Genomic DNA, 24,447 nt, shown 5'->3' on the forward strand with positions numbered 1-24,447 from the left:
TTTAATGCCTAATGTAATACGTTTTCCCCGGTGCGGTCATGATATCATACTCGTATACCTTGCGGATGGGCAGTGTCTTAAAGTCCTTCAGCTCTTCCGACACCAATGGCTCGCGGATGGCAGCAGGTGCCAACAGCTCGTTACTGCACTCACCCTGGGCTGGCTTCAAACCAGCACCCTGCAATGGCACATACGAACGCAGACGCAGCTGTCCGCCAATCTTCGAGTATATCGTAGCCTCGGACAGTTCACCCTGATGCCACTTCATACTTACCGTAAAGGCACCTCTGGCCACCAGTCCACTCACCTCGCCATCTTTCCAACTATCAGGCAGGGCGGGCAACAGATGTACAGCGCCATCATGACTCTGCAACAGCATCTCGCATACGCCAGCCGAACATCCGAAGTTACCATCAATCTGGAATGGTGGATGGGCATCAAACAGGTTGGGATAGGTACCGCCACTGCGCCCCCACTCTGTGGTGCTGGGTATCACGTTCAGCATGTTCTTGATAATCTTAAAGGCATGGTTACCATCCTGCATACGTGCCCAGAAGTTGATCTTCCAACCCAGACTCCAGCCAGTAGCCATATCGCCGCGCTGGTTCAGGGTGTTAGACGCAGCGGTAAACAGATCGGGATGACTGTAGGGAGATATCTGGTTCGAAGGATACAAGCCGTACAGATGCGATATGTGGCGATGCTCATCTTTTGGATCGTCGCCATCAATCAGCCACTCCTGCAACTGTCCGTATCTACCTATCTGCATAGGTGGCAGCTTGGCAATGGCATTGCTCAGCATGGTGGTATAAACCACATTATTATAGCCCAGTATCTGGTGTGCCCTCAGGGTACTGCTCAGCACATCAAACACTATCTGGTTGTCCATTGTCGATCCGGCTGTTACGGTGGTGTTCTTGCCTACCGGTCCATGCTCAGGCGATACTGTTGGCACCGTTACCAGCCAGCCGGCAGCCTGCTTCACTTCGCCGTTCTTTGGATATTCCTGCATATACGACAGCAGGAAATCGGCAGCTCCTTTCAGGATGGGATAGCAAGCATCAAGGAATCGCTTGTCGCCAGTATACAGGTAGTACTGCCACAGGTGCGTGGTAAGCCAGGCACCACCTGTTGGGAACATACCCCATGTGGTACCATCCACAGGTCCCGCAATACGCCACAGGTCGGTGTTATGATGCGCCACCCAACCCGGACAGTTGTACATGGTACGGGCCGTTTTAGCGCCTGTGACACTCAGGTCGCGAATCATCGAGAATAGCGGTTCCTGTGTCTCAGCCAGATTAGCCACATTGGCCGGCCAGTAGTTCATCTCGGCATTGATGTTGATGGTGTATTTCGAGTCCCAAGCGGGATCCATCTTATGGTTCCATACACCCTGCAGGTTGGCAGGCTGACCACCAGGCTGCGACGATGATATCAGCAGGTATCGTCCGTACTGCATCATCAGCGACACCATATCCAGGTCGGTACCATCGAAAGCAGCCAATCGCTCATCGGTAGGCAGATCCGACTGCGCCGATTTGGCTAACGACAGCGACACACGATCGTACTGATCCTGATACTTATCCAGATGGCGTTTCAGCAGTTGCTTGTAGTTCTTGCCTTTCAGCAACTGCATGGTCAGGTTGTTTTTCGCAACCGGGTCGCCGTTAATAGTCTGATAATTCACGTAGTTGGTGGCCGCAGTAATAAAGATAGTGGCATTGGTAGCATTGCGCACCTGCATGTCGCTGCCATGACTGGCCACCACACCATCGGACACCACTTTTACACGCACCTCGGCCTGCAGCTTACCAGCAATACCCTCGTGCTCTACATTATTAATAATATAGGCATGCTCGTTCTTGGCCACAGCACCGCCCTCAACAGCCTGCTGGTTGCGCTGATAGCTCACCCCGAAGTTCAGGGCTTTTTTCTTGCTGGCTGTCAGCTGTATGATAATGGCGTTATCGGCCTGCGAGGCAAAGGCTGTACGAATATATTTCACATCAGCCACATCAAAACTGGTGGTACACAAAGCATCACCCAGGTTCAGTTCGCGACGATAATTGCTTGGTTCAGCCCCATTTTGGTAGTCGAAAGAAAGCATCAGGTCGCCCAGGGGCAGATACTTTTGTCCATGGGGTCCTTTAAAGAAAGTCTTGTCAATCAGCGCCTCGGCTTCCTTTTCTTTGCCTTCAAAAATCAGGCGTCGTACCTCCCTGATGCTGGTCTTGGCATCAGGATTGTTGTTATTGTGCGGCGAGCCGCTCCAGAATGTTTCTTCGTTCAGCTGTATCTGCTCTGTGTTGGTACCCCCATACACCATGGCACCTAAGTGCGAATTGCCTATAGGCAGGGCTTCCAGCCACTGAGCAGCAGGCTTACTGTACCACAGCTTGTGCTGCTGGGCATTAACCACAAGTGCTACACACACACTGGCAAGGATAGTGAATAATCGTTTCATATATATACTATTGGTTTTAAATTTCGCTGCAAAGATACAAATAATTTGTGAATTTAAAAAATAACCCTGGGACAAGAAACGCTTTTCTTTAGTCCCAGGGAAGGAAAAACTACTAACTACTAATATAACTAAAACAATTTTAACCGATTCTTTATCTTATCTGGGTGCAAAGTTAGTGTATTTTTTCGAAAGTGGCTTATCCTCATGTTACATTTACTTTTTATTTTGTTTCAACCACTAAAAAATCACACTTTTTTCGCACTTTTCCTTACTTAAAGAGGCTCTGAGCCATCTTTTCAAGGCAACGACGCCAAGTCAGGAACTCGTGTGCAGTGCCCTCAGAAACCAGACCTTCGGCCTTAAATCCAGCAGCCTTCAGTGCCTCAATGCTCTTGTTGATGCCCTCTGGGTTCTCCTTGTCGCCACAACCTACGAAGATATACTTCACAGCCTTAGGATCCTTAATCTCCTCGGGCATATAGGTGCCGCCACTCAGCAATCCCCAGTAACCGAACATCTCAGGACGGCGCAGGGTGATGAGCTTGGTTTCCATACCACCCATCGACAGTCCTGCCATCGCACGGTTCCACTTGTCGGCCTTGGTCAGGAAGTTCTTGTCGATAGTAGGAATCAGCTCGTCGATGAGCACCTTCTCAAACTCCTCGGCAGTAAACTTACCGATTGAACCGAACTTAAAGTCGTTAGTCAGTCCGTAGGCCATTACCACGATAAATGGCTTAATCTTACTATCAGCAATCAGGTTGTCCATGATGAGTCCAGCCTTACCCTGTACAGGCCAGCTGGTTTCGTTCTCACCCCAACCATGCTGCAGGTACAGTACAGGATAGCGCTCCTGCTTACCCTTTACCAGTTTGCCGTAACCGTAAGGCAGATATACATTGGCAGTCTGCATCTTACCAGTGCTCTCGCTCCAGAAGGTTACCTGCTGGATGTTACCATGGTTGATATCCTTGCGATAAGCGTAGAAGTCCTGATCCTTGGCAGGAATCTCGATACCACTCTCCCAACGGCAAGAACCGAAGTAGTTGTGTGTACCAGGATCGTTAAACACGCCACCATCGATAGTCAGGTGATAGTAGTGGAAACCAGGATCCATTGGGCCCTCGGTAGTACCAGTCCAAACACCATTCTTATCCTTGCGCAGTACGGTACCGCCACGGCCACCAAGACCCAGGCTTACAATTACCGACTTAGCATCGGGAGCCTCAACACGGAAACGGGCATAACCCTCAGAGTTAACCATAGGATACTCCTGTCCGGGCTGGTTCATGGGGTTGGGCACAAAGTCCTCTTTTGGCTTGCGATTGTCCATAGCGGCATCAAAGTCGCGAATAATCTGCAGCGAGCGCTTAGCCTTGAAGTTCTCGTCGAAAGGCAGTGGGTGATTGTTTACACCCAGCCAAGAGTCCTTATCGCTCAGGTTCCAGAATGTAACGTTCTTAATCACATCCTTGTGCTTACGGAATATCTTGAACAAACGGGCATACTGATCCTCCTGCAGTGTCTGCATATAACCAGGCTGTGGTTTAGCCTCGCCACGCGAGAACATCAGCTGACCACCGCTCTCGGTATTGGTACGCAGATCCAGCTCTGTAATATGGATAGTGTTTACAATCTCGCTGAAACGGTTGATAGCCTTCTCCAGCTTCTCCTCATCAGGGAAGTAGATGTTATAGTGGCCCTGCATGCCGATACCATCGATGGGCACACCAGCCTCCTTCATCTTCTTCACCATATTATATATACGCTCGCGCTTACCCTCGTCAACACAGCTGTAGTCGTTGTAAATCAGCACACCTGTTGGGTCGGCCTCGCGTGCAAACTCAAAAGCCTTAGCAATAAACTCATCGCCACAAAGCTTAAAATGACGGCTCTGACGATAAGGGCTGGCAGGCACCATCTTACCATCAACAAACTCGAATGGACGACCGTCGTCGGCCATAGCCTCGTTTACTACGTCCCAGGCATAAACCACATCCTTATAGCGGTTAACCACGGTGTGGATATGCTCGCGCAAACGCTGGTAGAACACTTCTTTCTTTACGGGCTTACCCTTCTTGTCGGTAAACATCCAGTCGGCAAACTGCGAGTGCCAGCACAGACAGTGACCACGCATCTTGATACCGTTTTCGCGACAGAAGTTGGCAATGCTGTCAGCCAAGCCAAAGTTCCACACACCCTCTTTTGGGTGAATCTCGCCTGGTTTCCAAGCATTCTCGGCAGTAACGCTGTTAAACTGCTTTTTAACGATTGCTGTCTGAGCAGGATCAGAGATGTTGAACTTGTTTACAGCCACACCTACAGTAAAATAATCCTTGTAAGCATCCTTAAGTCCAGGACCTGCTGCATAATCTACAGGACGTCCCCACTGTGCCGATGCTGTCAGGCTACCGGCAATAAGCAATAATGCTACGAGTAGTTTCTTCATATTTATCAATTTGATTTCTGTTTATTAATTAATTCGGCTGCAAAGTTACAATAAATCTAGCAAACCTTCTATTCCCAGAGTATCATAAACTTTAATATTTGTACCATCAATGGCACAAAATCAAAAAAAAACACTATCGTTTGGGAAAAACAATATTAAATGTAAAATAGTCTATTTCTTTCTAGTCCAAACATCAATATCCTTAAATATAAAATAGCAAATGATTGGATTTGCGATAGCCTATCATCGTCTGTAGGCCATCGCTATTTTTTTTGTTTTCGTCAAAAGCTCTCAGCACTCCCTTGGATGGGCTGAGACTATTTTGTAAATAAATTTCCTGTAAAAACAGCCATCTCTCCCTCAATCTTCCGAAAAGCCTTTGTGCACAGGCATTTCGAGAGGGTGGAGATTTTCTTAATCTCTCCCTTTTCCCTCCCTAATCTCTCCCTACATCTCTCATGCTATAGGGAGAGATACATGAGAGATGAGGGAGGGATGCGAAAAATCTCTCATCGCTCAAACCACCTGTGTTTATGCAGGTTCTGAGAGATTGAGGGAGAGATGAGAGATTTTTTGCAAAAGCGCTTCATTTATTCCCAACTTGGGAACGTTTCATTCCCAACCTGGGAATGTTTTGTTCCCAACCTGGGAACACTGCGTTCCACTAATGGGAATTTGTCATTCGTCTTAATATAATCGTACTCCAATATTCGCATTAAGGGCTTTGGCTTGTATGGAGGATTGCAGATGTTGCATCGCTTCATCTCTATTCCAATCCATCCAGCTCTCTTGTCGGTATCTTACCATAAATTACGGACGGAAGTAGATACTTAGTAGCAGCTCACGAGAACGGATAGGAGTAGAAGAGGAGAACGATGTGAGTTGCGTGTAGGTGGTGTAGGCATAACGCTTCTCGTTAAGGATGTTATTAAGCGCTAAGGTAAATTCGAGATTAGAACGAAGTTTCCAAACGGCTTTGGCATCCATCAGGAAATGATTGGTGTACTGATGTTGCGCCACCTCATTACGATAGTACTCGCCTACAAGTGAAAGTGACAGCTTTTTGATAGGCGAATAGTAAAGCGAAAAACTATGCTCAAAACCCTGAAGGCTGTTGGCAGCCTCATCCCCCATACGCAGTTGGCTATTGCCATACTCCAGTTCGTACTTCCAGTTGAGTTTCTTGAACAGCGTGCCATTGATGATAGCATCGAGCGACAGGAGATTATTGCGATAAGACATAAGCACATCACCTGTAAACATTTCGCGATCGTGCTGTAGCCAGTTGGCATAGAGCTTAAACATGCCACCCGTGAATGGTAGCATCGTCTCAATATTGCCATTCACAAGCCACGAACTACTATGGTTAGGACAGAGCATCAAGCCATTTATCAACCAGTCGCCGTCGAACGACTGGATAGACACAAACGGATTCTTGTTCCACATACGGGTGGCAGTAAGAAAGCCAAATACCCCATTAGAAGAATTCTGATAGAAAGCAGATAACGCCACACTCTTGCCTGTGGCTGTGCCATATTCGGTAGTGCCACGCATCATAGTGCGATAGTTCGTCATCAGCTGTCCATCAAAGTTGTTGCTGATATTGTATGGATTCTGACTGATACCGCCTGTGAGCGACAACGAAAGATTCCGGATGCCTCGATACGACACCCCCAAGCTGCTACCAAAGTTTACATCATCGCGCTTGCTATCACCAAAATCATAGTGATAGTAGCTCAGTGGTAGGCGTAGGGTAAAGTTGAATTGGCGATGCGGATATTTCAAAGTTGGCGTCAGATAAGTCTGATATCTACGTGTTCGATAGTCGTTCAGACTGCGATCAACGTAGTTCACCCCACCTTCCATCGCTACAACAAAAGCACCTATTCCAATGTCGAAATTCACATGCTCATCGCTATAGAACGAGTGCCGTCTTAAGTCCTGATAATAGTTGTCACCATCTCTTTCCACAGCAGTATATTGCGGCAACCACGCCCATTGGTTCTGCGAATTAACCGTTAGGGCATTCTTGCCTTTGCGGTGGATGTACTCTAATGAGTTACTCAGCTGATGGCGAGGCAGATAGAGATGCTGGGTAGCATTGTATGTTCCGCCTGTAAGCACATCGCCGCCATCCCAACCAAGATCCGTACGCAGCACATTGTTCAGGTAGTCACTATCGCGATTCACTTCGATGGTCATCTTGGCTGCCAGCCGCTCTATGCCAGCCTTACTATGCAGACGGTCTTCGATCATGCGGCTACCTGTCGACTGATAATATTCAGTATTCGATTCATACTCATTATGCTGGCGATCTGTAAGATACGACACTTGGGCATCGAGTGTTGCATCGCAACCAATACCAAATATCCAGTTAGTAGACAGCAGATGTGTTTTATTGAACAGCGTGCGCTGCTTCTCCAGTTCCGACTGTTTGCCTGCGGGCAATGTCAGATAGTCGACCTCGCTGTAAGTCTGTGTTTTTTTATCCAAGATATCGATATGTTCTCTGATGTCGCGCTGCAGGTCTTCGCCTGTATTGTTGGTCTTATAGGTAGAAATCATCTGCCATTGTTTACTGAACATCATAGCTGTGAGGTTACCGTTCCATAGCGCAGGTGTACCCAAGGCAGCATTGATGGTGGTGATGAGATGTGACTTAGAACCATCTTTCAGTTTCAGGTTGATAGCTGCCTGCTCTGACTCAGAGAGATTCTTTAGGGCTTTTACAGGCTGGTGGTTGGTCATCACCTCTACGCTACTCACATCCTTGTGCTCTACGCCCTTTGTGGCCAGTCCGTATTTACCTTGCAACAGATCCTTGCCTTCGATATAGAACTTGTTGATAGGCATACCGTTATACGACACCTTACCATCTTCGGCCACCTGTATGCCCGGCATCTTTTTCAGCACATCACCGATGGAACGGTCGCCATCTTTGGCAAAGCTGGCTACACTATACACTAAGGTATCGCCCCGCTGGCGAATCTTCTGTGATTTAATCTTCACCTCTCTCAGCTCGATAGCCGATTGTTCCAAGGTTACATGATAGTCTGTTTGTCCAACCACAAAAGGGATGGTCTTTTTCTTGTAACCAATGATTGAGAAATGCAGTGTAGCAGGATTTGAAGTGGCTGTAAGCATATAGGTGCCATCGGCTTTGGTTTGTACAAAGCTTTTGGTTTTGTTGTCTTTATCTCTTGCCGACACGATTACTTTAGCCAGCGGTTTTCCACTCTGGCTATCCGTAACATATCCTGTCACTTTTATCTGTGCAGAAGCAATAAGGGCTGAACCTGCCATCAGACAGGTGAACAATAATCTCTTCATCATCGAAATGATTTTATTTATAGTCTAACTCTATCAGATCATAGGGATCTTCGGTCTCTGTTGGCTCCTTGCCAAGCATCACATCATCAGCATTAGCCTTCTTAATAAGCGCTAATCGTTGTTTCCACGTCTTTTTTAACAGATCGATTCGATCGGTGCGCTCGTAGCGCTCACCATTAGGCGGTTCGCTATGATAGATGCGCTGCTTGTCTGGCATCTCTATCCCTCGGAGTTCCCAACTATATTCATCAGCGCTATCTCTTACTGCCAGAATCAGTCCTGACAAACCATGAAACTTATACGGTCCGTCACTGATAGGAATCTCTTCTGTAAACCATGCCGTATAGTGGCGCCCACGCCAATCGCATTCTGCCCGTTGACAAGGGTATCCTAATATTACAGAGGTATCGGGCAATATCTCCCAAGCCTGTGGTTCCATGGCTTCTGTATAGAAAATCCGCCTGGACGCCACCCAATCCTGAACCGTCAAGCTGTCCTTGGGATAATGCTTATAGATTTTTGTATCTTCTCCTTTCGGCATGATAGCCATCATCATTGCAAACGATTCATCCTTGGTCTTTCCTTTGGCTTTCAACCCTGCTCTCACCCGCCGTTGGTACTCTTCTTTTGCCTGCGGTGTGGTATAAAAGAGTGAATCGGATTGAAAGTCATCATAACTGTAGTATTTAGACAGATGATTGCCTATCGCCAGCAGAAACGTCTCATGCTCCTTAAAATGACGAGAACGGATGAACATATAATCCGTATACTCATAAGTACACACAATCTGAGCAGTATCTATCACCTGCCAATGCCAGAATGTTTCCTGTATCTGAGCTGAAACAGGGCAGATGCGACAAAAGCACAACAGCATAACGAGGGTTAAGGACTTTGCTTTCATATTTCTGATTAGTTTGATCCGTCTTTTTTCAGTATTATCTTTTGGTCAGTCATATCGCTCTTTACCTGTATGGAGACTGTGGCCACACCTATATTCAGAAAATCTACCACAGTGCCTTTGGGTACTTTGAGCGAGAATTTTCCATCAAAATCAGTAATCGTACCTGTTGCACCGTCATGTTCCTTTACAGCTGTACCTAACAAGGGATTACCTTCTTCGTCAACTACCGTTCCTGAAATCGTCAGCAATGCGGTTTCTAGCTGAGGTTTCGATTTTTGGATGCTTTGCTGTTTATGAGGCTTAACCACAGGGTCTGGTGCCACCTCCTGTGGCGCAGGGGGCTGAATGGTATCAGCAACAGGATGGATGGGAGCAGGTTCTGGCACCTGATAGTGAATCATCGTCTGGGCATTCAGGGCTAAGGTGATGGCTACAACGGGGAGCAGATACAGCACCTTGAGCAGACGTGAGGGCTTGGAGCGATGGCGCGCCATCATCTGAAAACGGTTCTTCAGTGTTTGCTGACTGATGGCATTAGCCAACTTGCACTCCAACTTGGCATTGGCCCTATCCATCAGCAGGTTCAGATAGTGGTGTGCATCTACACCACCCGAAAGCACACTGGCATCGGCCTCGTACTCATGAACGGCACGTAACTCTCTACCTGTGAGCCAGATGGCAGGGTTAAACCACTGCAGGGCAATCGCCAACTCCATCAGCAACAGATCGAAGGAGTGATAGCTATTGATGTGTGCCCTCTCATGAACCAAGAGGGCCGAATCCTGTAATTGATAGTCGCGACGCGAAAACACGATGGTGTTCCACCAACTGAACGGAGCAATATTCTGAGCGCAAACGGCAATGGTGGTACCATCTGCTTGCGGATGCTGCTCGCATTGGTTAATCAACTTGTTCAAACGATAGATACTGATGGCGGTATGGAGCAGTTTTAATACTACGCCTACAAGATAAATGACAAATATCCATAGGAGGGGATTACCGTAAGTTACTGAGGGGCTATCCGATACAACACCAGCTGCAACATTAAACCCGGATGCAGACATAGATGCAGCCACAACCGTTTTGTGCAGGGTGATTTCGCACAGCGGAAGGATAAAGGCTATCAAGACCGACAAAAGCAGGATGGCACGATTAAAGCGATGAAAAGTCTCACGTTCCATCAACAGGCGATAAAACAGATAGAACACAGCCAACAGTATCGCCACCTTACCTATATATAACAGAAATGCCGTTATCATCGTTTCGACTCGATTTTTGTCATCAATTCCTTCAGTTCTGCCAACTCCTCATCGGTATATTGCTCCTTTTTGGCAAAGAAGCTGACAAGCGATGTAAATGAGCCATCAAAAAAAGTATCCTTTACATCGCTGATAAACGAGTAGGTGTAATCATCCTTGCTTACCAACGGCGAAAAACGATTGGCCTTGCCTACCCTTTCTGGCTTTACAAATCCCTTGTCAGTAAGAATCTTCATAAACGTCAGGATAGTAGTGTAGGCAGGTTTAGGTTCAGGATAGCGATCGATGATGTCCTGAATAAAGCCCTGCTGTTCTGGCAAACTCCACAGGATGTTCATCACCTGCGTCTCGGCCTTGGTTAGTTGCTTCTTTTTCTCCTTCATAATGCTTAGGTTTATCATTCCGCCGGCAAATATATACTAAATATTTAGTAGTTCCAAATTTTATCAACTAAATTTTTAGTATTTAACATCTTTTTGTCATTAAAAAGGGATAAAGAACAGTCTTTACAAATAATTTTTGTATTTTTGCGCACGAAAAGGGAAAATTAAAAACATGAAGATTAAATTACTGCTTGCTTTGCTGGCTTGCGTGCTGCAACTGCAGGCTTACAACATCCGACATATATCCAGTAGCGACGGGTTGTCGGCCAGTTCGATACTCAGTATTGAGCAACTGCCCGATGGCACCATGCTGTTTGGCACCATCGACGGACTGAACTGCTACGACGGCAGTAAGGTGCGACCTGCCACCCTGCATGCCGGGCAACGACTCTACGGCAACCTGATAGAGCATGTGCTGAACGTAGGTGATAACAATACCTGGGTGCTGACTAACTATGGTCTGAACATCGTAACACCCAAAGGACAGGAAGTGCGCTACTACCCGCAATTCCAGGGATTAAGACGCATACGAAAGAATCCGCAAGGCGACGGATTCCTGCTTACCGACGGCAAACTGAACTATATCGACAAGCGCGATGGTAGCATACATGCCCTACCCCTGAAAGGCGTAACACTGGCCAACGTGTGCGACTTTGCCGTATCGAGTAAGGCTCTTTACCTGTTTAACCGCGATGGCATTGTGAGCTATCAGCTACGCGCCAACAACAACCAATACACCATTGGCAAGCCCAAGATGGTGCAACGCATGCACCTGGTATCGGCCATGCCCGATGGCGATACTGAATACCTGGTTACCAACGACGGACAGCTATACAGCTACCAGATGGAGACACTCTCCCTGCAACACGAGATGTCGCTGGCCCATGAGATCAGTCGACGTGGTTTTGTTAACGAGGTGCTGCAATACAAGGAGTCGCTGATGATTGGCTTTGGCGAAGGTGGCGTGATTAAGGTAAACCGTCCCAAAGGCAAGCCAGCCGAGATGATCGACTTAGGGGTTGAAACAGGTGTATTCTGCATGCACAAGGACCGCTTAGGCGATATCGTATGGATAGGCTCGGATGGTGCCGGCGTGCTGATGTATAGCGACGAGCCACTGACATTACGATCGTTTGCAAGCACCTCGCTACGTGCCGGTAAATCGTTCCCCATCCGTGCCCTGCTAAAAGATGGCGAGGGCAACCTATGGGTGGGCACCAAGGGCGACGGACTGATACAGGTACCCAACTTCAGCATCTACCAGAACCCACACCAGCTGGGCGAAACGGTGTACAGAGAGCAGAACAGCGGCCTGAGCAGCAATGTGGTTTACAAACTGGCCGAGAGCAAACATCCCTGGTTCTGGATTAGTGGCGGCGATGGTATCTGCTATTTCTCGCAAGCCACCAAGAGCATACGACCCGTACCAGCCGAAATGCACCTGCAGCAGGTGATTGATATCCGCGAAAAAGGCAACGAACTGTGGATGGCTACCTTGGGATCGGGTATTGTAAAGGCCGATATCAGCGTAGAAAACGGACAGCCACGACTAACCAACATGAAGCGTTACGTGCTGGATGGCGGTAAAGGCTCGTCGAACTACTTCTTCTGCTTGACCTGCGACGAACAGGGCCGTTGGTGGTTCGGAAACCGCGGAAAAGGACTTTATACCTTTGAGAAAGGACAGCTGAAGTATATGGCACCCAGCCAGACAACCAACGACCCCAGCATTAACGATGTGTTTGCGCTGCAGGCCGTGGGCGATAACCTGTGGATAGGTACGGGTATGGGCATTTTTATACGTAACAAGCAAGGCAAGAGTCACCATCTGACTACAGCCAACGGACTGCCTAACAACACCATACATGCCTTTACAAAAGGTACAGCAGACGAGGTGTGGGCCACCACCAACGGCGGACTGGTAGAATTGTCGCCCAACGGCACGGTGCTGAAGGTATATGGTATGAACAGCGGACTGGATGTAACCGAATACTGCGATGGTGCCGCCTTTGCCAATGGCAGGGAGCTGTTTTTTGGCGGTATCAACGGCTTTACGGCTATTGTGAACGACACCACCGTACAGCAGCAGGTACACGAACTGCGCATTAGTTTTACCACACTCGACATTTTGGGTAAGCTGCAGAACATCAACGACTTTATGCAGGGCGAGCGCGATAACCTGACGCTGACATTAGACCACACACAGAACACCTTTGCCGTGAGCTTAGCTACCTTTAACTATCTGGAAGAGCCGTTCTACCATTACCTGTACCGACTGACTGACGACGGCGAATGGATTGACAACGGATCGAGCAACGTGATATCGTTTACACAGATGGCCGAGGGCAGTCACACACTGTATGTAAAGGCCAAGAACATGATGAACGGTAAGGAAACGGCCGTATCGCAACTGCACATCGACATCAAGCCGCCTTATTACCGCACCATCTGGGCCTACCTTATTTATATATTACTGGCCATTGCCCTGATAGCCATCTATGTGCGCCACTGGTACGAGGACCAGAAGCTGCACCAGCAGATGCAGCTGACCCGACTGCAACAGCAGCACCAGGACGAGCTGTACGAAGAGAAACTGAAGTTCCTGACCAATGTGGTACACGAACTGAACACACCTCTGACCCTGATTTACGGACCATGCGAGCGCATTATGGCTTACACCAAGGCCGATGAGTTTGTGAGAAAATACGTGGGCAAGGTGATGCAGAACCTGGGCCGACTGAACAGTTTGATTCAGGAGGTTATCGACCTGCGCCGTGTAACCACAGGACACCACGAGATAAGTTGGCGACGCGTGGATGTATCGGCAGTGGTGGGCGACTATGCCAACGCCTTTACCGAGATGGCCGAACGCAGTGGCATCAGTTACGAACAGGACATTGAGCCAGGCTTGGTGTGGACATCTGACGACAAAGCCCTGAGAAGCATCGTAGGCAACCTGATATCAAACGCCTTTAAATACACCAAGAGCGAGGGCACCATCAAAGTAAAACTTACCCGACAGGAGGGAGGATTGCTGTTCTCGGTTTATAACTCAGGACGTGGTATCGCACCTGAGGACAGGGAACGCATTTTTGACTATTACACTGTGTTCGACAGCGTTGAGGAGAGTCCGAATGCCGGTCAGACCTCGCGTAACGGCATTGGTATGGCCATCTGTCATAACATGACCAAACTGTTAGGCGGACGGATAGAGATTGACAGCGAGGTGAGCCAGTATGCACAGTTTAATGTGTATCTGCCCGAAAAGCCGCTACCCGAAGGTGTGAGCGACGAGGTGGTGACATCGGCTAAGCAGACCGACGATATGCCCCTGGCTGTGCCACAGGCTGTAAGCACTGCCAAACCAGCACGCCCACTGCCCAAGATGGCAGGCGACAGAACACCTACCATCCTGACGATTGACGACAATCAGGAGATGCTTGACCTGCTGGCCGACTGCTTGTCGGACTACCGTGTGCTGGCAGCCTTGAATGCCGAACAAGGCATGGCCTACCTGAAGGAGGAAACTCCCGACCTGATTATTACCGATATCATGATGCCGGGTACCGACGGACTGGACTTTACACAACAGGTAAAGCGCAACAAGCACACCATGCACATACCACTGATTATCCTATCGGCCAAGACATCGGAAGAAGAACGTATCGAAGGCCTGGACAGCGGCGCCGACGTGTATATCAGCAAGCCCTTCAGCATCAACCTGCTGCAGGCCACCGTGGTACGTCTGTTAGAGAACCGCAACGTGCTGCGCGAATATTATAATTCGGCAGCATCGGCCTATGTATATGCCGGTGGCAACCTGATTAGTAAGGAGAATCAGAGTTTTGCCGACGAGGTGACAAAGGTAATCGACGAGCACCTGACCGACACCGAACTAACCCCAGAGACATTGGCGGAACTGATGAGTATCAGTCCGCGCAATCTCTATAGGAAGTTCAGTGATGCCAATATGCCGACACCTAAGGATTATATCAAGACCTACCGTATTAATGTGGCAGCAAGATGGCTTACCACTACTAATACCACTATTCAGGAAATCATTTATAAAACGGGCTTCAACACGCGCTCACAGTTCTATACTGAGTTCCGAAAGCATTTTGGTATGACGCCTAAAGAGTATCGAGAGCAACAGCTTCGAGCAGTACACAACCACTAACGTGGGTACCCAAGTCGATGGCCGATGTGTTACGAGCCCAGTTGCTACCAATCAGGTACTGGGCCTGAAGGCCTTTTTCCTTCAGCACCTCGGCATTGTGCTTTAAGTAAGCCACAAAGCGGGTCTTATCGCTCGCATCAACCTGGGGCTCCTGAATGAGCAGGGTGAAATAGCGCACAAAAATGCCCTTGAACAAGCCGCCATCGCCAGTACCCTCGTCCTTGAGTACACTCTCGGTAAGATCGCTCAAACTCGACAGGGTGTAAGACGAAGCACGCACAGCATCGCGCAGATAAAGGGTCTCGCCAGTAATCTTGAACAATTCGTAGCACATACCCACAAACGTGCCCTGATTATAGGTAAACACCCAAGTGGTAACACTGTTGCCACTCTGACCGTTCATGCTGTCATAAACAGCACCCGTGCCAGGGGCATACAGATTATCGCGCTCCCAGTTGTAGATGCGCTTAGCCAGGTCTAAATCAGATGCCTTGTGAAGGATATTGTACATACGGGCAGCAATGATGCCGGCAGGACCATTGCTGCAGGCATTCTTGCTCCAAGGCTGACTTTTACGCCATGCCATGCCACCACCGCAGTACTTGGTGTTCCAGGCATTCTGGATGTCGTTCCACAGCAACTGGGCGGTATCCAGGTACTTCTGTTCCTTGGTGCAGTCGTACAGGCGGAGCATCGTCAAACAAATCCACTCCTCGTCGTCGTAGAAATCGTTGAAATAGCTGTTACCAGCCTTTTTCTTGATGCCCTCGTGCCACTTATCAAACAAGTCGCGATAGCCGGCACTACCAGTACGCAGATAGGCATCAATCACCACATCCATGGCATGCGCCTGGGGCCAGTACTGGTTTTGCTGGGTGTCGGCCACATCGGGCAACGAGTTGAAGTAGCCCTCGCGACCGTTCCAGAAGTGAGTTACTAAAGCCTGTGTAGCCTGTTCGGCCACCTGTTTCCAGTTCGTCTGCTCAGGCTGTGGCGCAGGCGCTGGATCATCCTCGGACGAAGATGAAGAACCGCAACCCTGCAGTACAAGGCTGCAGAGAAGCGGTACGAAGAAAACTTTTAATATGTTATGCATAAGTTAGAACTTACAGTTTAATCAGCCAGCTCAACATGGTGGGTATAGTTGGCACCATGGAAGAGCACGGTAATGCGGGTCTTTACGCCAGGGTGAGGACCATCCGAACCACCATCGAAGTCGCCATCAAACTTCCACTTGTCGTCCCACTGGTTGTTGCCAGTTTCCATGATGTAATAGTAAGGATCGTCCATAGCCAGACCACCAGGGCGTGAGTCGGTGCCATTCTTGGTGCCCCAGTACTGCTTGGAGCCGTCGGCATACTCCATCAGGAACTTATAACGCTCGTCGCGGCCCCAGCCCTCCTGCTTGAAGGCTACCACACCTACACCTGAGAACTCGCCGTTGCCAGCGTAAGGAAGATCGAACATGATATTGTTGTTAGGACAGAAGAACAAACCGAGACTCTTGATTTCGCGGATGGTAGCCGAAGCCACATTGAAATCGAGTACCAGACGGTAGATGCCTGTAGCTGGTGCTACGGTTGAGCCACCCTCGCGCAGTTTTAAGCCATCGAGCGAATAGATGGTGCCATCGCCCTTGTTGTTGCTGCAGAACTGGTAGCTCTTGCCACCCTCGAGCTTGGTAAAGATCTCGTAAACGCCCTGTTCGGGTGATGAGAAAGCAGCACCGTTCTCGGCACCCTCGCCCATGATGAAGAGCGATGAAGGAATCTCGTCGAAGCCCTCGAGCGAAGTGATGTTCAACTGGTGCTTAACGGTTGCCTCGGCCTGATTCAAACCACGAGAGGCAATGATTGACCAGCTAACCGTGCCACTGGCGCCACTCTTGAAACCAGCAGCAGCGGCTACCTTGTTCAGGGTTTTGTGGGTGATGGTGGCACTGTTCATCATACCATTCTTATCAGAGAGCACCTTATAGATAGGTGTACTCTCGCCATCCTTGTAGAACACCACCTCGTAAAGGGGCGAGCCACTATCCTCGGCCTTGGCTGCCTCCCACTCGAAGAAAGTAGAGGCGGTGGCTGAAGCCTGAAGGGTTACACTCTTGCCATCGGCAGGCTCGTAGAGCTGGGTGATGGCTGATACCTGACTATCCTTGAACTCCATGTCGGAGGTGCAGGCTGACATGCTGAACACGGCGCCAAACAGCGCGAATGCCTTAATAATATTCTTATTCATAGTTAATTGTTTCTTTTTGGTTTTTACTAATAATACTTATTGATGATATGGATTACTTGCCGTAGCCAGGATTCTGGCCTAAGTTAGGATTGAGGTCGATCTGACTCTGAGGAACAGCCCAGAGGTAGTCGCGGTTCTCATCGAACGCAAACTTCCAGGGGATGTCGTGTGTAAAGCTGGCGCCACGAACCTGCTGGGTGAGATACTCTGAACCAGCCTTCCAGCGCTTGATGTCGTACCAACGCAAACCTTCGAGGGCCAACTCGCAGCGGCGCTCGTTGCGCAGAATCTGACGAAGTTCGGTCTGCGACTTATCGGCAGGGAAGTTAAGAGCCTTAGCTGTCTTGAAGCCAGCACGCTGACGGATGGCACGTACGGTGCTGTTCCATACATCGGCCGTCATCTGGTTCTGCTCGAGCTTAGCCTCAGCCCACATGAGCAGGATATCGGCATAGCGGAACATGATGATGTTCAGACCCGAGCTCATGTCGCCAGTAGCCTGTGGGGCAAACCACTTACGGGTATAGTAACCAGTAGCAGTGGTATTGCTGCCTGTTCCGATATAGGTATCAACGGTGTTATCGCCAGCAGGATCGATATGGATCACCTCGCCCTTTGAGCCATCAGCCACATTGGCGCTCCAGTCGTAGTTATCATAGATAACGGTAGCAGCCAGACGTGGGTCGCGGTTGTCGTAAGGATGGTTAGGATCGTAATCGGTACCTGCCTCATCGATGGTATAACCATTCAGGGTGAGATAACTGTCAACCAACGACTGCTGAGGCACACGGTCGGCCACACGACCACCCTTGCTCAGGGGCACCATGTCGAGAATCTCGCCCCAGGTAAGCAGGTTGCGAACATAGGCACGATCCAGGATTACCTCCTGGTTATACTCATTGTCCTCCTCAAACAGTCCACGATAGCTGGGGAACAGAGCATACGAGCCGTAAGTCTCGGGCTGATTGATAAGCATCTCGCAGTATTTCTGCACGTTGCTCCAATCGCTATCCATCAGATAGGCACGGGCCTGCAGGGCTACCACAGCACCCTTGGTAATCTTTCCGTTCTCGCTCTCGGGCAGGTCGTTGCGTGAGGGCAGATCGCCGATGATATCGTTCAATTCCTGATGAATGAACGCCATCACTTCGGCATGCGAGGTACGACCGATGGTGTTCGACTCGTCCACAGTGATATCCTTAGTAAAGAAAGGAATATCGCCATAGAAGTTGGTGAGTCGGAAGTAGATATAGGCACGTACAAAGCGTATCTCGGCAATCATACGAGCCTTCTTGGCTGCATCGAGGTTAGTGATGGCATCGATATTATCGAGGAACACATGACAGGTTTTGATGCCACCATACAGATCGGACCACTCACTGGCAAAAATACCAGTGGTAGGTGTGGCCTGCCCCATACGCATCAGGCGCTGGTCGGTAGTAGAACGACCGTCGATCATGTTATCGCTAAGCGACTCGTCGCGCCACATTTTGCCGGCATTATACATCTGTGCATAGGCCATGTTTACCACGTACTGCGCTCTGTCGGGAGAGTCCCAGAAGTTTGCATCGGTAAACTGATTGCCAGGGGCATTCTCCATGCCGTTGCAGGCTGTAAGCGTAAGTCCGCCCACAGCAGCAAACAGATAGATATATTTCTTGATTTTCATTTTCATAAGATACTTAATCATTAAAATTCTACATCGAAACCAAAGCCATAGTACTGAAGCATAGGATAGTTACGACCACTGTTACCACCACCTGAGTTCATATTTGAACCGAACTCTGACGACTCAGGATCGATGAACGAGTTCTTGGTAAGTGTAAGCAGATCCTGACCAGTAACATATACACGGAGTTTCTGCAGACCCATGGGGTCGATCCACTTCTTAGGCAGAGAATAACCGATGGCGAGGTTCTTTAAGCGCGCATACTTGGCATCGAGCACGAAGATGTCTGACGGGCGCCCCCAGTTATTGGTATCTGAGGCCGAGCCTTGTGCTGCCAGACGTGGATATTTAGCATCTGTGTTAGTTGGGGTCCAGAAATCAAGCTGATGTTTGTACATCACGTAAGAATAGTTTGAATGGTATGGCTCGAGCAACTCGCCACGCAACATCTGCGAGCGCTTGCCTACACCCTGCCAGAACATACTGAAGTCGAAGCCCTTCCACTCAAAGCGGTAGGTGAATCCGAAGGTGTAACGTGGGAAGGCGTTACCTACGATGACACGGTCGTTAGAGTCGATGACGTTGTCGCCATTCTGATCCTTGAACTTCAGGTCGCCAGGAGCCACCTCGGCGCCAAGAGGCAGAGCTGAGTTCTTAATCTCATCGTAGCTCTGGAAGATGCCCTCAACCTGCCATGCATAGTAAGAGTTGAGCGCCTCGCCAACGCGGATAATCTTATAGATCTCATCTACACCACTAATCTGCTCGTTACCAGGGAATTTAGTAACCTTATTCTTTGAGTCGCCGATATTGAAATAGAAGTTGTGCTTCATATCGCCGGTCTTCAAGCGGTAGTTAATAGAGAGTTCCCATCCATCGTTCGACATCTCACCGATATTGGTACTTGGCATGGTGGTGCCGAATACACTGGGCTGCAAGGGCTTCATAAGGATGTCCTTGGTGCGCTTGGTGTAGTAATCGAAGGTGATGTTCAGGGCATTATGCAAGAACGAGGCATCGAAACCTATATTGAAAGTGTTGGTACGTTCCCAGGTCAAGTCCTTCAGTCCGAGGTTGAATCCGGCACCGGCTACGGCCTGATTGTTATAAGCATAGGTGGTAGAGCTAACGCTATAGCGGGTATAGCGGTCGTAGTCGCCTACAGCCTGACTACCCAGGATACCGTATGAACCACGGATCTTCAGGTCGCCCACCTTTTCGCGATATTTCTCCATAAAAGGCTCCTCGCTGATGCGCCAGCCTAACGACAATGAGGGGAAGAAACCCCAGCGGTAATCCTTATGGAACTTTGAGCTACCATCGTAACGGAAGTCGAACTCAGCATAGTAACGCTCGTTGTAGTTGTAGCCGATACGACCTAACAGTGAGGTGATGCTGGTCTGACCAGAGCTATCTACTGTGGTAGCACCGCCGATGTTACCAACTTCGCCAGTGGTGATGCTGGTTGAGGTTCCTAAATCGGGATCCACGTAGTTCTTCCAGATTTCGTTGTTATACCAGGTGTACGACTCGTTGGTGGCACCAAACAATCCGTTTACGGTATGGATACCGAAGGTCTTGTTGTAATCCAACAGGATCTGGGTGTTCAGACGGTAGTTGTCGGCATTCCAGTTGCTGGTTTTGAAATCTGAATCCTTGCGTGGACGGGGCTCAGTAGCATCCTCACCAGCATAGTAGTAAGAGGGCATGTTACGTGAGTAGCGGTTGTTGCCTACTACATCGGCACCAAACACACCACGCAGTTTCAAGCCGTCGATAATCTTGAGCTCACCAGTAACGCTGGCTGTAACGGCATTGGTACGATACTTATCGAAACCACCCGACTCAAGCTGGCCCAGTGGGTTGAACTCGCCCCATACATCGTTAAGCAGATAGCGACCATCGGCCGACTTCATCTTATAGATATAGCTGCTGGGCACACGACTGGCATCAATCTCCAAGCTGCTACCAGTGGTGTTCTTACTGTCGGTGCGGGTATAGGCCAGTGTAGCAGTAAGCTTCAGGCGGCCCAACTCGGTAACCAGGTTAGTACGGAAGTTATAACGCTGCAAACCGAACTTCTGGTTGCTCACATAGTTGCTGCCCTGATCAAAATAGCCGGCAGAAACCATATAGGTTGTTTTATCGCTACCACCGCTGATGCTGATATTGTAGTTCTGCTGCATGGCTGTCTGGAAGATCTCGTTCAGCGCCCAGCGCTCCTCGTCCTGATGGGCGTAGAAGTCGAGAATCTGGTCCTGACTGTAAACGGGGGCGTTACCCACATTGGTCTCGGCCATGTTACGCAGCACGGCATTCTGGTAACCGGTAACAGGGGTGAACAGAATATGGGGATCTTCCCAACCTACCATACCATTCAGTCGGATACTGGTGCGCTCGTTGTTCTTACCCTTCTTGGTAGTAACGAGCACAACGCCATTGGCCGAACGTGAACCATAGATTGCGGCAGTACCGGCATCTTTCAGAATAGAGATATTCTCGATATCATTTGGATTCAGACGGTTGAAGTTATCGTAATCGGTAACCAATCCATCAATCACAAAGAGCGGACTGTTATCGTTCAGCGTGCTGATGCCTCGAATATTAAAGTTGTTGTTCTGGGCATTAGGGTTGTAGTTCTTACGCTGGATGATAACGTTTGGTGCTGCACCCTGCAAAGCCTGTGTAACATTGGCTACAGGCCGATTCTCTAACAGGTCGGAACGTACCTGATCTACAGCACCCACAGCACTTTTACGAGTAGTGGTGCCATAACCAATCACCACCACCTCGTCGAGGATGGCATTGTCTTCCTTCAGTACAATACGACTCAGGTTGGCATTGGCACGCAGTTCCTGGTTTACATAGCCTACATACGAGAAGACCAAGACATCAGTTGGTTTGCAGTTCAGCGAGAAGCTACCATCAAGGCCAGTAACGGTACCCGAGGACGAACCCTTAACCGTGACCGTTACACCGATCATAGGCTCTCCCGATGCATCAACAACTGTGCCCCTGACAGTGGTTTGCTGTACATTGTTAGTAGCAGCCACTGAGACACCATTGGCAAGAGCCACGGAAGGACTGCCTACGCATAAGGCTACTCCCATAAAACTTTGCCAGATGAATCTGGAATAGTTGAAATTTACTTTTTTCATTTAGTAAAACTTTAGATTGAATGTAATTTTAGTTATAGAACAGTTTAATTGCTTATTCGGTTTTTATTAGCATTTCGGCACCTTTTGCCAGTTGGGCGTGAGGCACAAACCAGCCTTTAAGCGGCTTACCCCCCACTGTTATCTTGCTGATTTTACGACCAGTACCCTCGCGGCGGATAGTAAAGGTGTTACCAGTGGTGCCCAAGGTGAAGCTAACCTTATTGAACAGTGGCACAGTCACGATATACTGCGGATCGGCTGGCGAATAGGTATAGATGCCGATGGCATTGAGTACATACCACGACGACATCTCACCGGCATCGTCCATACCTGCATAAGCCAATCCCTCTTCGCCCATACCATAGTAATGATTCAGCAGCGAATCAATCACCACCTGGGCCTTTTCCTGCTTATCAGCAAAATAATAGGTATAGGGGATGCTATGTCCAGGCTGGTTACCATGACAGTAGGTGCCTAAGAAACCTGTAAGATTCCAGGCCTCGTAGCCATGATTGGGCTGGGTAAACAGCGAATCGAGTTTCAGCTCAACAGCCTTCTTAGATGGATAGAGCGCCACCATACCCTCAGGATCGTGCGGGGCAAAGAACAGCGAGTTCCAGGCATCGGCCTCACGGTACATATAGGCATAATAGGGGTACCAGGGATCAAAGTCCTTAATCCATGAGCCATCAGCAATTCTGCCACGCCAGAAACCTGTTGACGCATCAAACAGGTTCTTGTAATTCTGCGAGTGTTGCATCAGTAGTTGGTAGTTTTTCTTATCTTTCAACTCGCGGGCAACCAGGGCTGTGGCATAATCGTCGTAGGCATACTCCTGGGTTTTGGTAACAGAGGCCTTATACTCGTCCCATGTAGGCACGTTGGTGGTATCCTTCTCGGCTATCCAGCCCTGTTTCAGATACTCCTCGAGCCAAGGGCGACCGCCACGACCTGGAACGGTAGCATTCTTGAGCAGGAGCATATAGGCACGCTGTAAGTCGAATCCCTTGATACCACGCAGCCATGAACCTGCCACAAAGGTAGAGGCATGGTCGCCATGGAAGAAGGTTGGCATATAACCACCGGCTTTCTCGCCTTTATCGATAATCGACTTGATGATATCGGTAGCCACATCGGGGTTAATCATACCTAACAGAATGAGCTTGTTACGATAGGTATCCCAGAAAGAGGGATTGGTATAGTAACGGAAGTCGGCCTTACAAACACGGCCCTGCTCGTCGGTATACTCACCATTCACATCGCTGCGCAAGGCAGGCCAAAGGAAGGCACGGTAGAGCGTAGAGTAGAACATGGTTTGCTGCTTCTGGGTTCCACCCTCGACCTGGATATGTCCCAGCTGCCTGTTCCAGGTGTTATCAGCCTCCTGGCGTACCTGCTCAAAGCTCTTGTTCAGCATCTCGGCCTCGAGGTTCTGCTTGGCATTGGCAATGCTTACAAACGAGAAACCGATTTTGAGCTCCAACGCGCGCGATCCTTTATTATTTAGGAAGTCGACCACAGCTATCTGATGGCGGAAATCCTTCTGGATGCTTACCTCGCTCACATCGTGATTGGCTACGGCATAGAAGTAGATACGACCCTCGCCATCCTGGAACCCCTGGAAGGTGTTGGCACCCGACTTCTCGATTTGCCACTTGCGGGGACGATTGTTGCTACGTGTGATATCTACTATCAGACGTTTCTCATCATCGGCACGGAAGGTATAACGATGGAAGCCACAACGCAGGGTTGAGGTGAGTTCGGCATTTACATGATAACGGTCGAGATACACCTGATAGTAGCCAGGATGAGCCGACTCGTTGGCATGACTGAACCATGAGCAGAAATTATCAGGATAGAACCTACCAGTTGCAGGCATGATGGGCAGATGGAGAAGATTCCAATGCCCCTTACAGGTGTGAGCGAAACCATATATCTGATGGTCTTCGTACTGATAACCTGAGCCTGAAGGATACATGGTAACAGGAGTGAGCTGTACCATGGCATTGGGTAAGGCTGAGCCAGGAAATGACTCAGCTCCCCAAGCACGTTTAGTTTCTGTGCGCGTATATCCCAGATCGGCTGGGCTCCATAGAGTTGTTGTTCCGATAAAAGGATTCACCTTTCCGGTTAGATTTTCAGCCTGTACGAGTTGTCCTGAAATGAACAGGCAGACGAGTAATGTTAGAGTTTTCTTCATCACTTTACGGTTTTAATTATTTTCGTGTGGCAAAGGTAGACAGAAAGAAACGAAACAATGTCCTCGTTTCTGCAATTATTGTACAACATACTGATTTGACAGGAATTACGACAAGGAGCTTATTTATAATTAGTATCTTTGCAAACGACTAATTAAAACATTTAAAACAGAACAAAAATGAACAGACGTACATTACTCACCACCATCCTGTTGGCA

12 protein-coding genes are annotated in these 24,447 nt (G+C 49.0%); 1 reads left to right on the forward strand and 11 read right to left on the reverse strand.

The features are described from left to right. Window position 1 precedes the first annotated feature (1 nt). From BLU97_RS01015 to BLU97_RS01040, 6 genes are all read right to left on the reverse strand, one after another. Window positions 2–2,467: a glycosyl hydrolase family 95 catalytic domain-containing protein gene (locus BLU97_RS01015; protein ID WP_074759849.1), complete on the reverse strand. Its 2,466-nt coding sequence runs from the start codon at window positions 2,465–2,467 to the stop codon at window positions 2–4. A 268-nt stretch (window positions 2,468–2,735) separates the two neighbouring features. Continuing rightward, window positions 2,736–4,916 (reverse strand): bifunctional endo-1,4-beta-xylanase/feruloyl esterase, encoded by a 2,181-nt coding sequence (xyn10D/fae1, locus tag BLU97_RS01020; RefSeq protein WP_074760369.1) that lies wholly within the window; start codon window positions 4,914–4,916, stop codon window positions 2,736–2,738. Window positions 4,917–5,726: 810 nt separating this feature from the next. Next, window positions 5,727–8,249, reverse strand: coding sequence for a carboxypeptidase-like regulatory domain-containing protein (locus BLU97_RS01025; RefSeq protein WP_074759850.1), 2,523 nt, complete (start codon window positions 8,247–8,249; stop codon window positions 5,727–5,729). 10 nt (window positions 8,250–8,259) lie between these two features. After that, a complete protein-coding gene (locus BLU97_RS01030) occupies window positions 8,260–9,147 on the reverse strand; it encodes a GLPGLI family protein (RefSeq protein WP_074759851.1) in 888 nt (295 codons plus the stop codon). Window positions 9,148–9,155: 8 nt separating this feature from the next. Next, a complete protein-coding gene (locus BLU97_RS01035; RefSeq protein WP_074759852.1) occupies window positions 9,156–10,406 on the reverse strand; it encodes a M56 family metallopeptidase in 1,251 nt (416 codons plus the stop codon). After that, the gene (locus BLU97_RS01040) at window positions 10,403–10,789 is read right to left on the reverse strand and encodes a BlaI/MecI/CopY family transcriptional regulator (RefSeq protein WP_013063002.1); all 387 of its coding nucleotides are present in this window, start codon (window positions 10,787–10,789) and stop codon (window positions 10,403–10,405) included. Before BLU97_RS01040 ends, BLU97_RS01035 begins: the two co-directional genes overlap by 4 nt. 172 nt (window positions 10,790–10,961) lie before the next feature. Between BLU97_RS01040 and BLU97_RS01045 the strand changes: the two genes are divergently transcribed. Continuing rightward, a complete protein-coding gene (locus BLU97_RS01045) occupies window positions 10,962–14,966 on the forward strand; it encodes a hybrid sensor histidine kinase/response regulator transcription factor (RefSeq protein WP_074759853.1) in 4,005 nt (1,334 codons plus the stop codon). Here the strand turns inward: BLU97_RS01045 and BLU97_RS01050 are convergent. The 5 genes from BLU97_RS01050 to BLU97_RS01070 are packed head-to-tail and all read right to left on the reverse strand — an operon-like array spanning window position 14,920 to window position 24,231. Continuing rightward, window positions 14,920–16,062, reverse strand: coding sequence for a glycoside hydrolase family 76 protein (locus BLU97_RS01050; RefSeq protein ID WP_074759854.1), 1,143 nt, complete (start codon window positions 16,060–16,062; stop codon window positions 14,920–14,922). The genes BLU97_RS01045 and BLU97_RS01050 overlap by 47 nt on opposite strands. 17 nt (window positions 16,063–16,079) lie before the next feature. After that, the gene (locus BLU97_RS01055) at window positions 16,080–17,204 is read right to left on the reverse strand and encodes a SusE domain-containing protein (protein ID WP_074759855.1); all 1,125 of its coding nucleotides are present in this window, start codon (window positions 17,202–17,204) and stop codon (window positions 16,080–16,082) included. Between the two features lie 52 nt (window positions 17,205–17,256). Then, complete coding sequence (locus tag BLU97_RS01060; RefSeq protein WP_074760370.1) at window positions 17,257–18,873, reverse strand: RagB/SusD family nutrient uptake outer membrane protein; 1,617 nt, start codon at window positions 18,871–18,873, stop codon at window positions 17,257–17,259. A gap of 20 nt (window positions 18,874–18,893) precedes the next feature. After that, on the reverse strand, window positions 18,894–22,031 hold the full coding sequence (locus BLU97_RS01065; RefSeq protein ID WP_074759856.1) for a SusC/RagA family TonB-linked outer membrane protein: 3,138 nt from the start codon (window positions 22,029–22,031) through the stop codon (window positions 18,894–18,896). 52 nt (window positions 22,032–22,083) lie between these two features. After that, window positions 22,084–24,231, reverse strand: a complete 2,148-nt coding sequence (locus BLU97_RS01070) for a GH92 family glycosyl hydrolase (RefSeq protein WP_074759857.1) — start codon at window positions 24,229–24,231, stop codon at window positions 22,084–22,086. Between the last annotated feature and the right edge of the window lie 216 nt (window positions 24,232–24,447).

Source organism: Xylanibacter ruminicola, assembly GCF_900107775.1.
In the GTDB taxonomy this organism is placed as follows: Bacteria; Bacteroidota; Bacteroidia; order Bacteroidales; family Bacteroidaceae; genus Prevotella; species Prevotella ruminicola_C.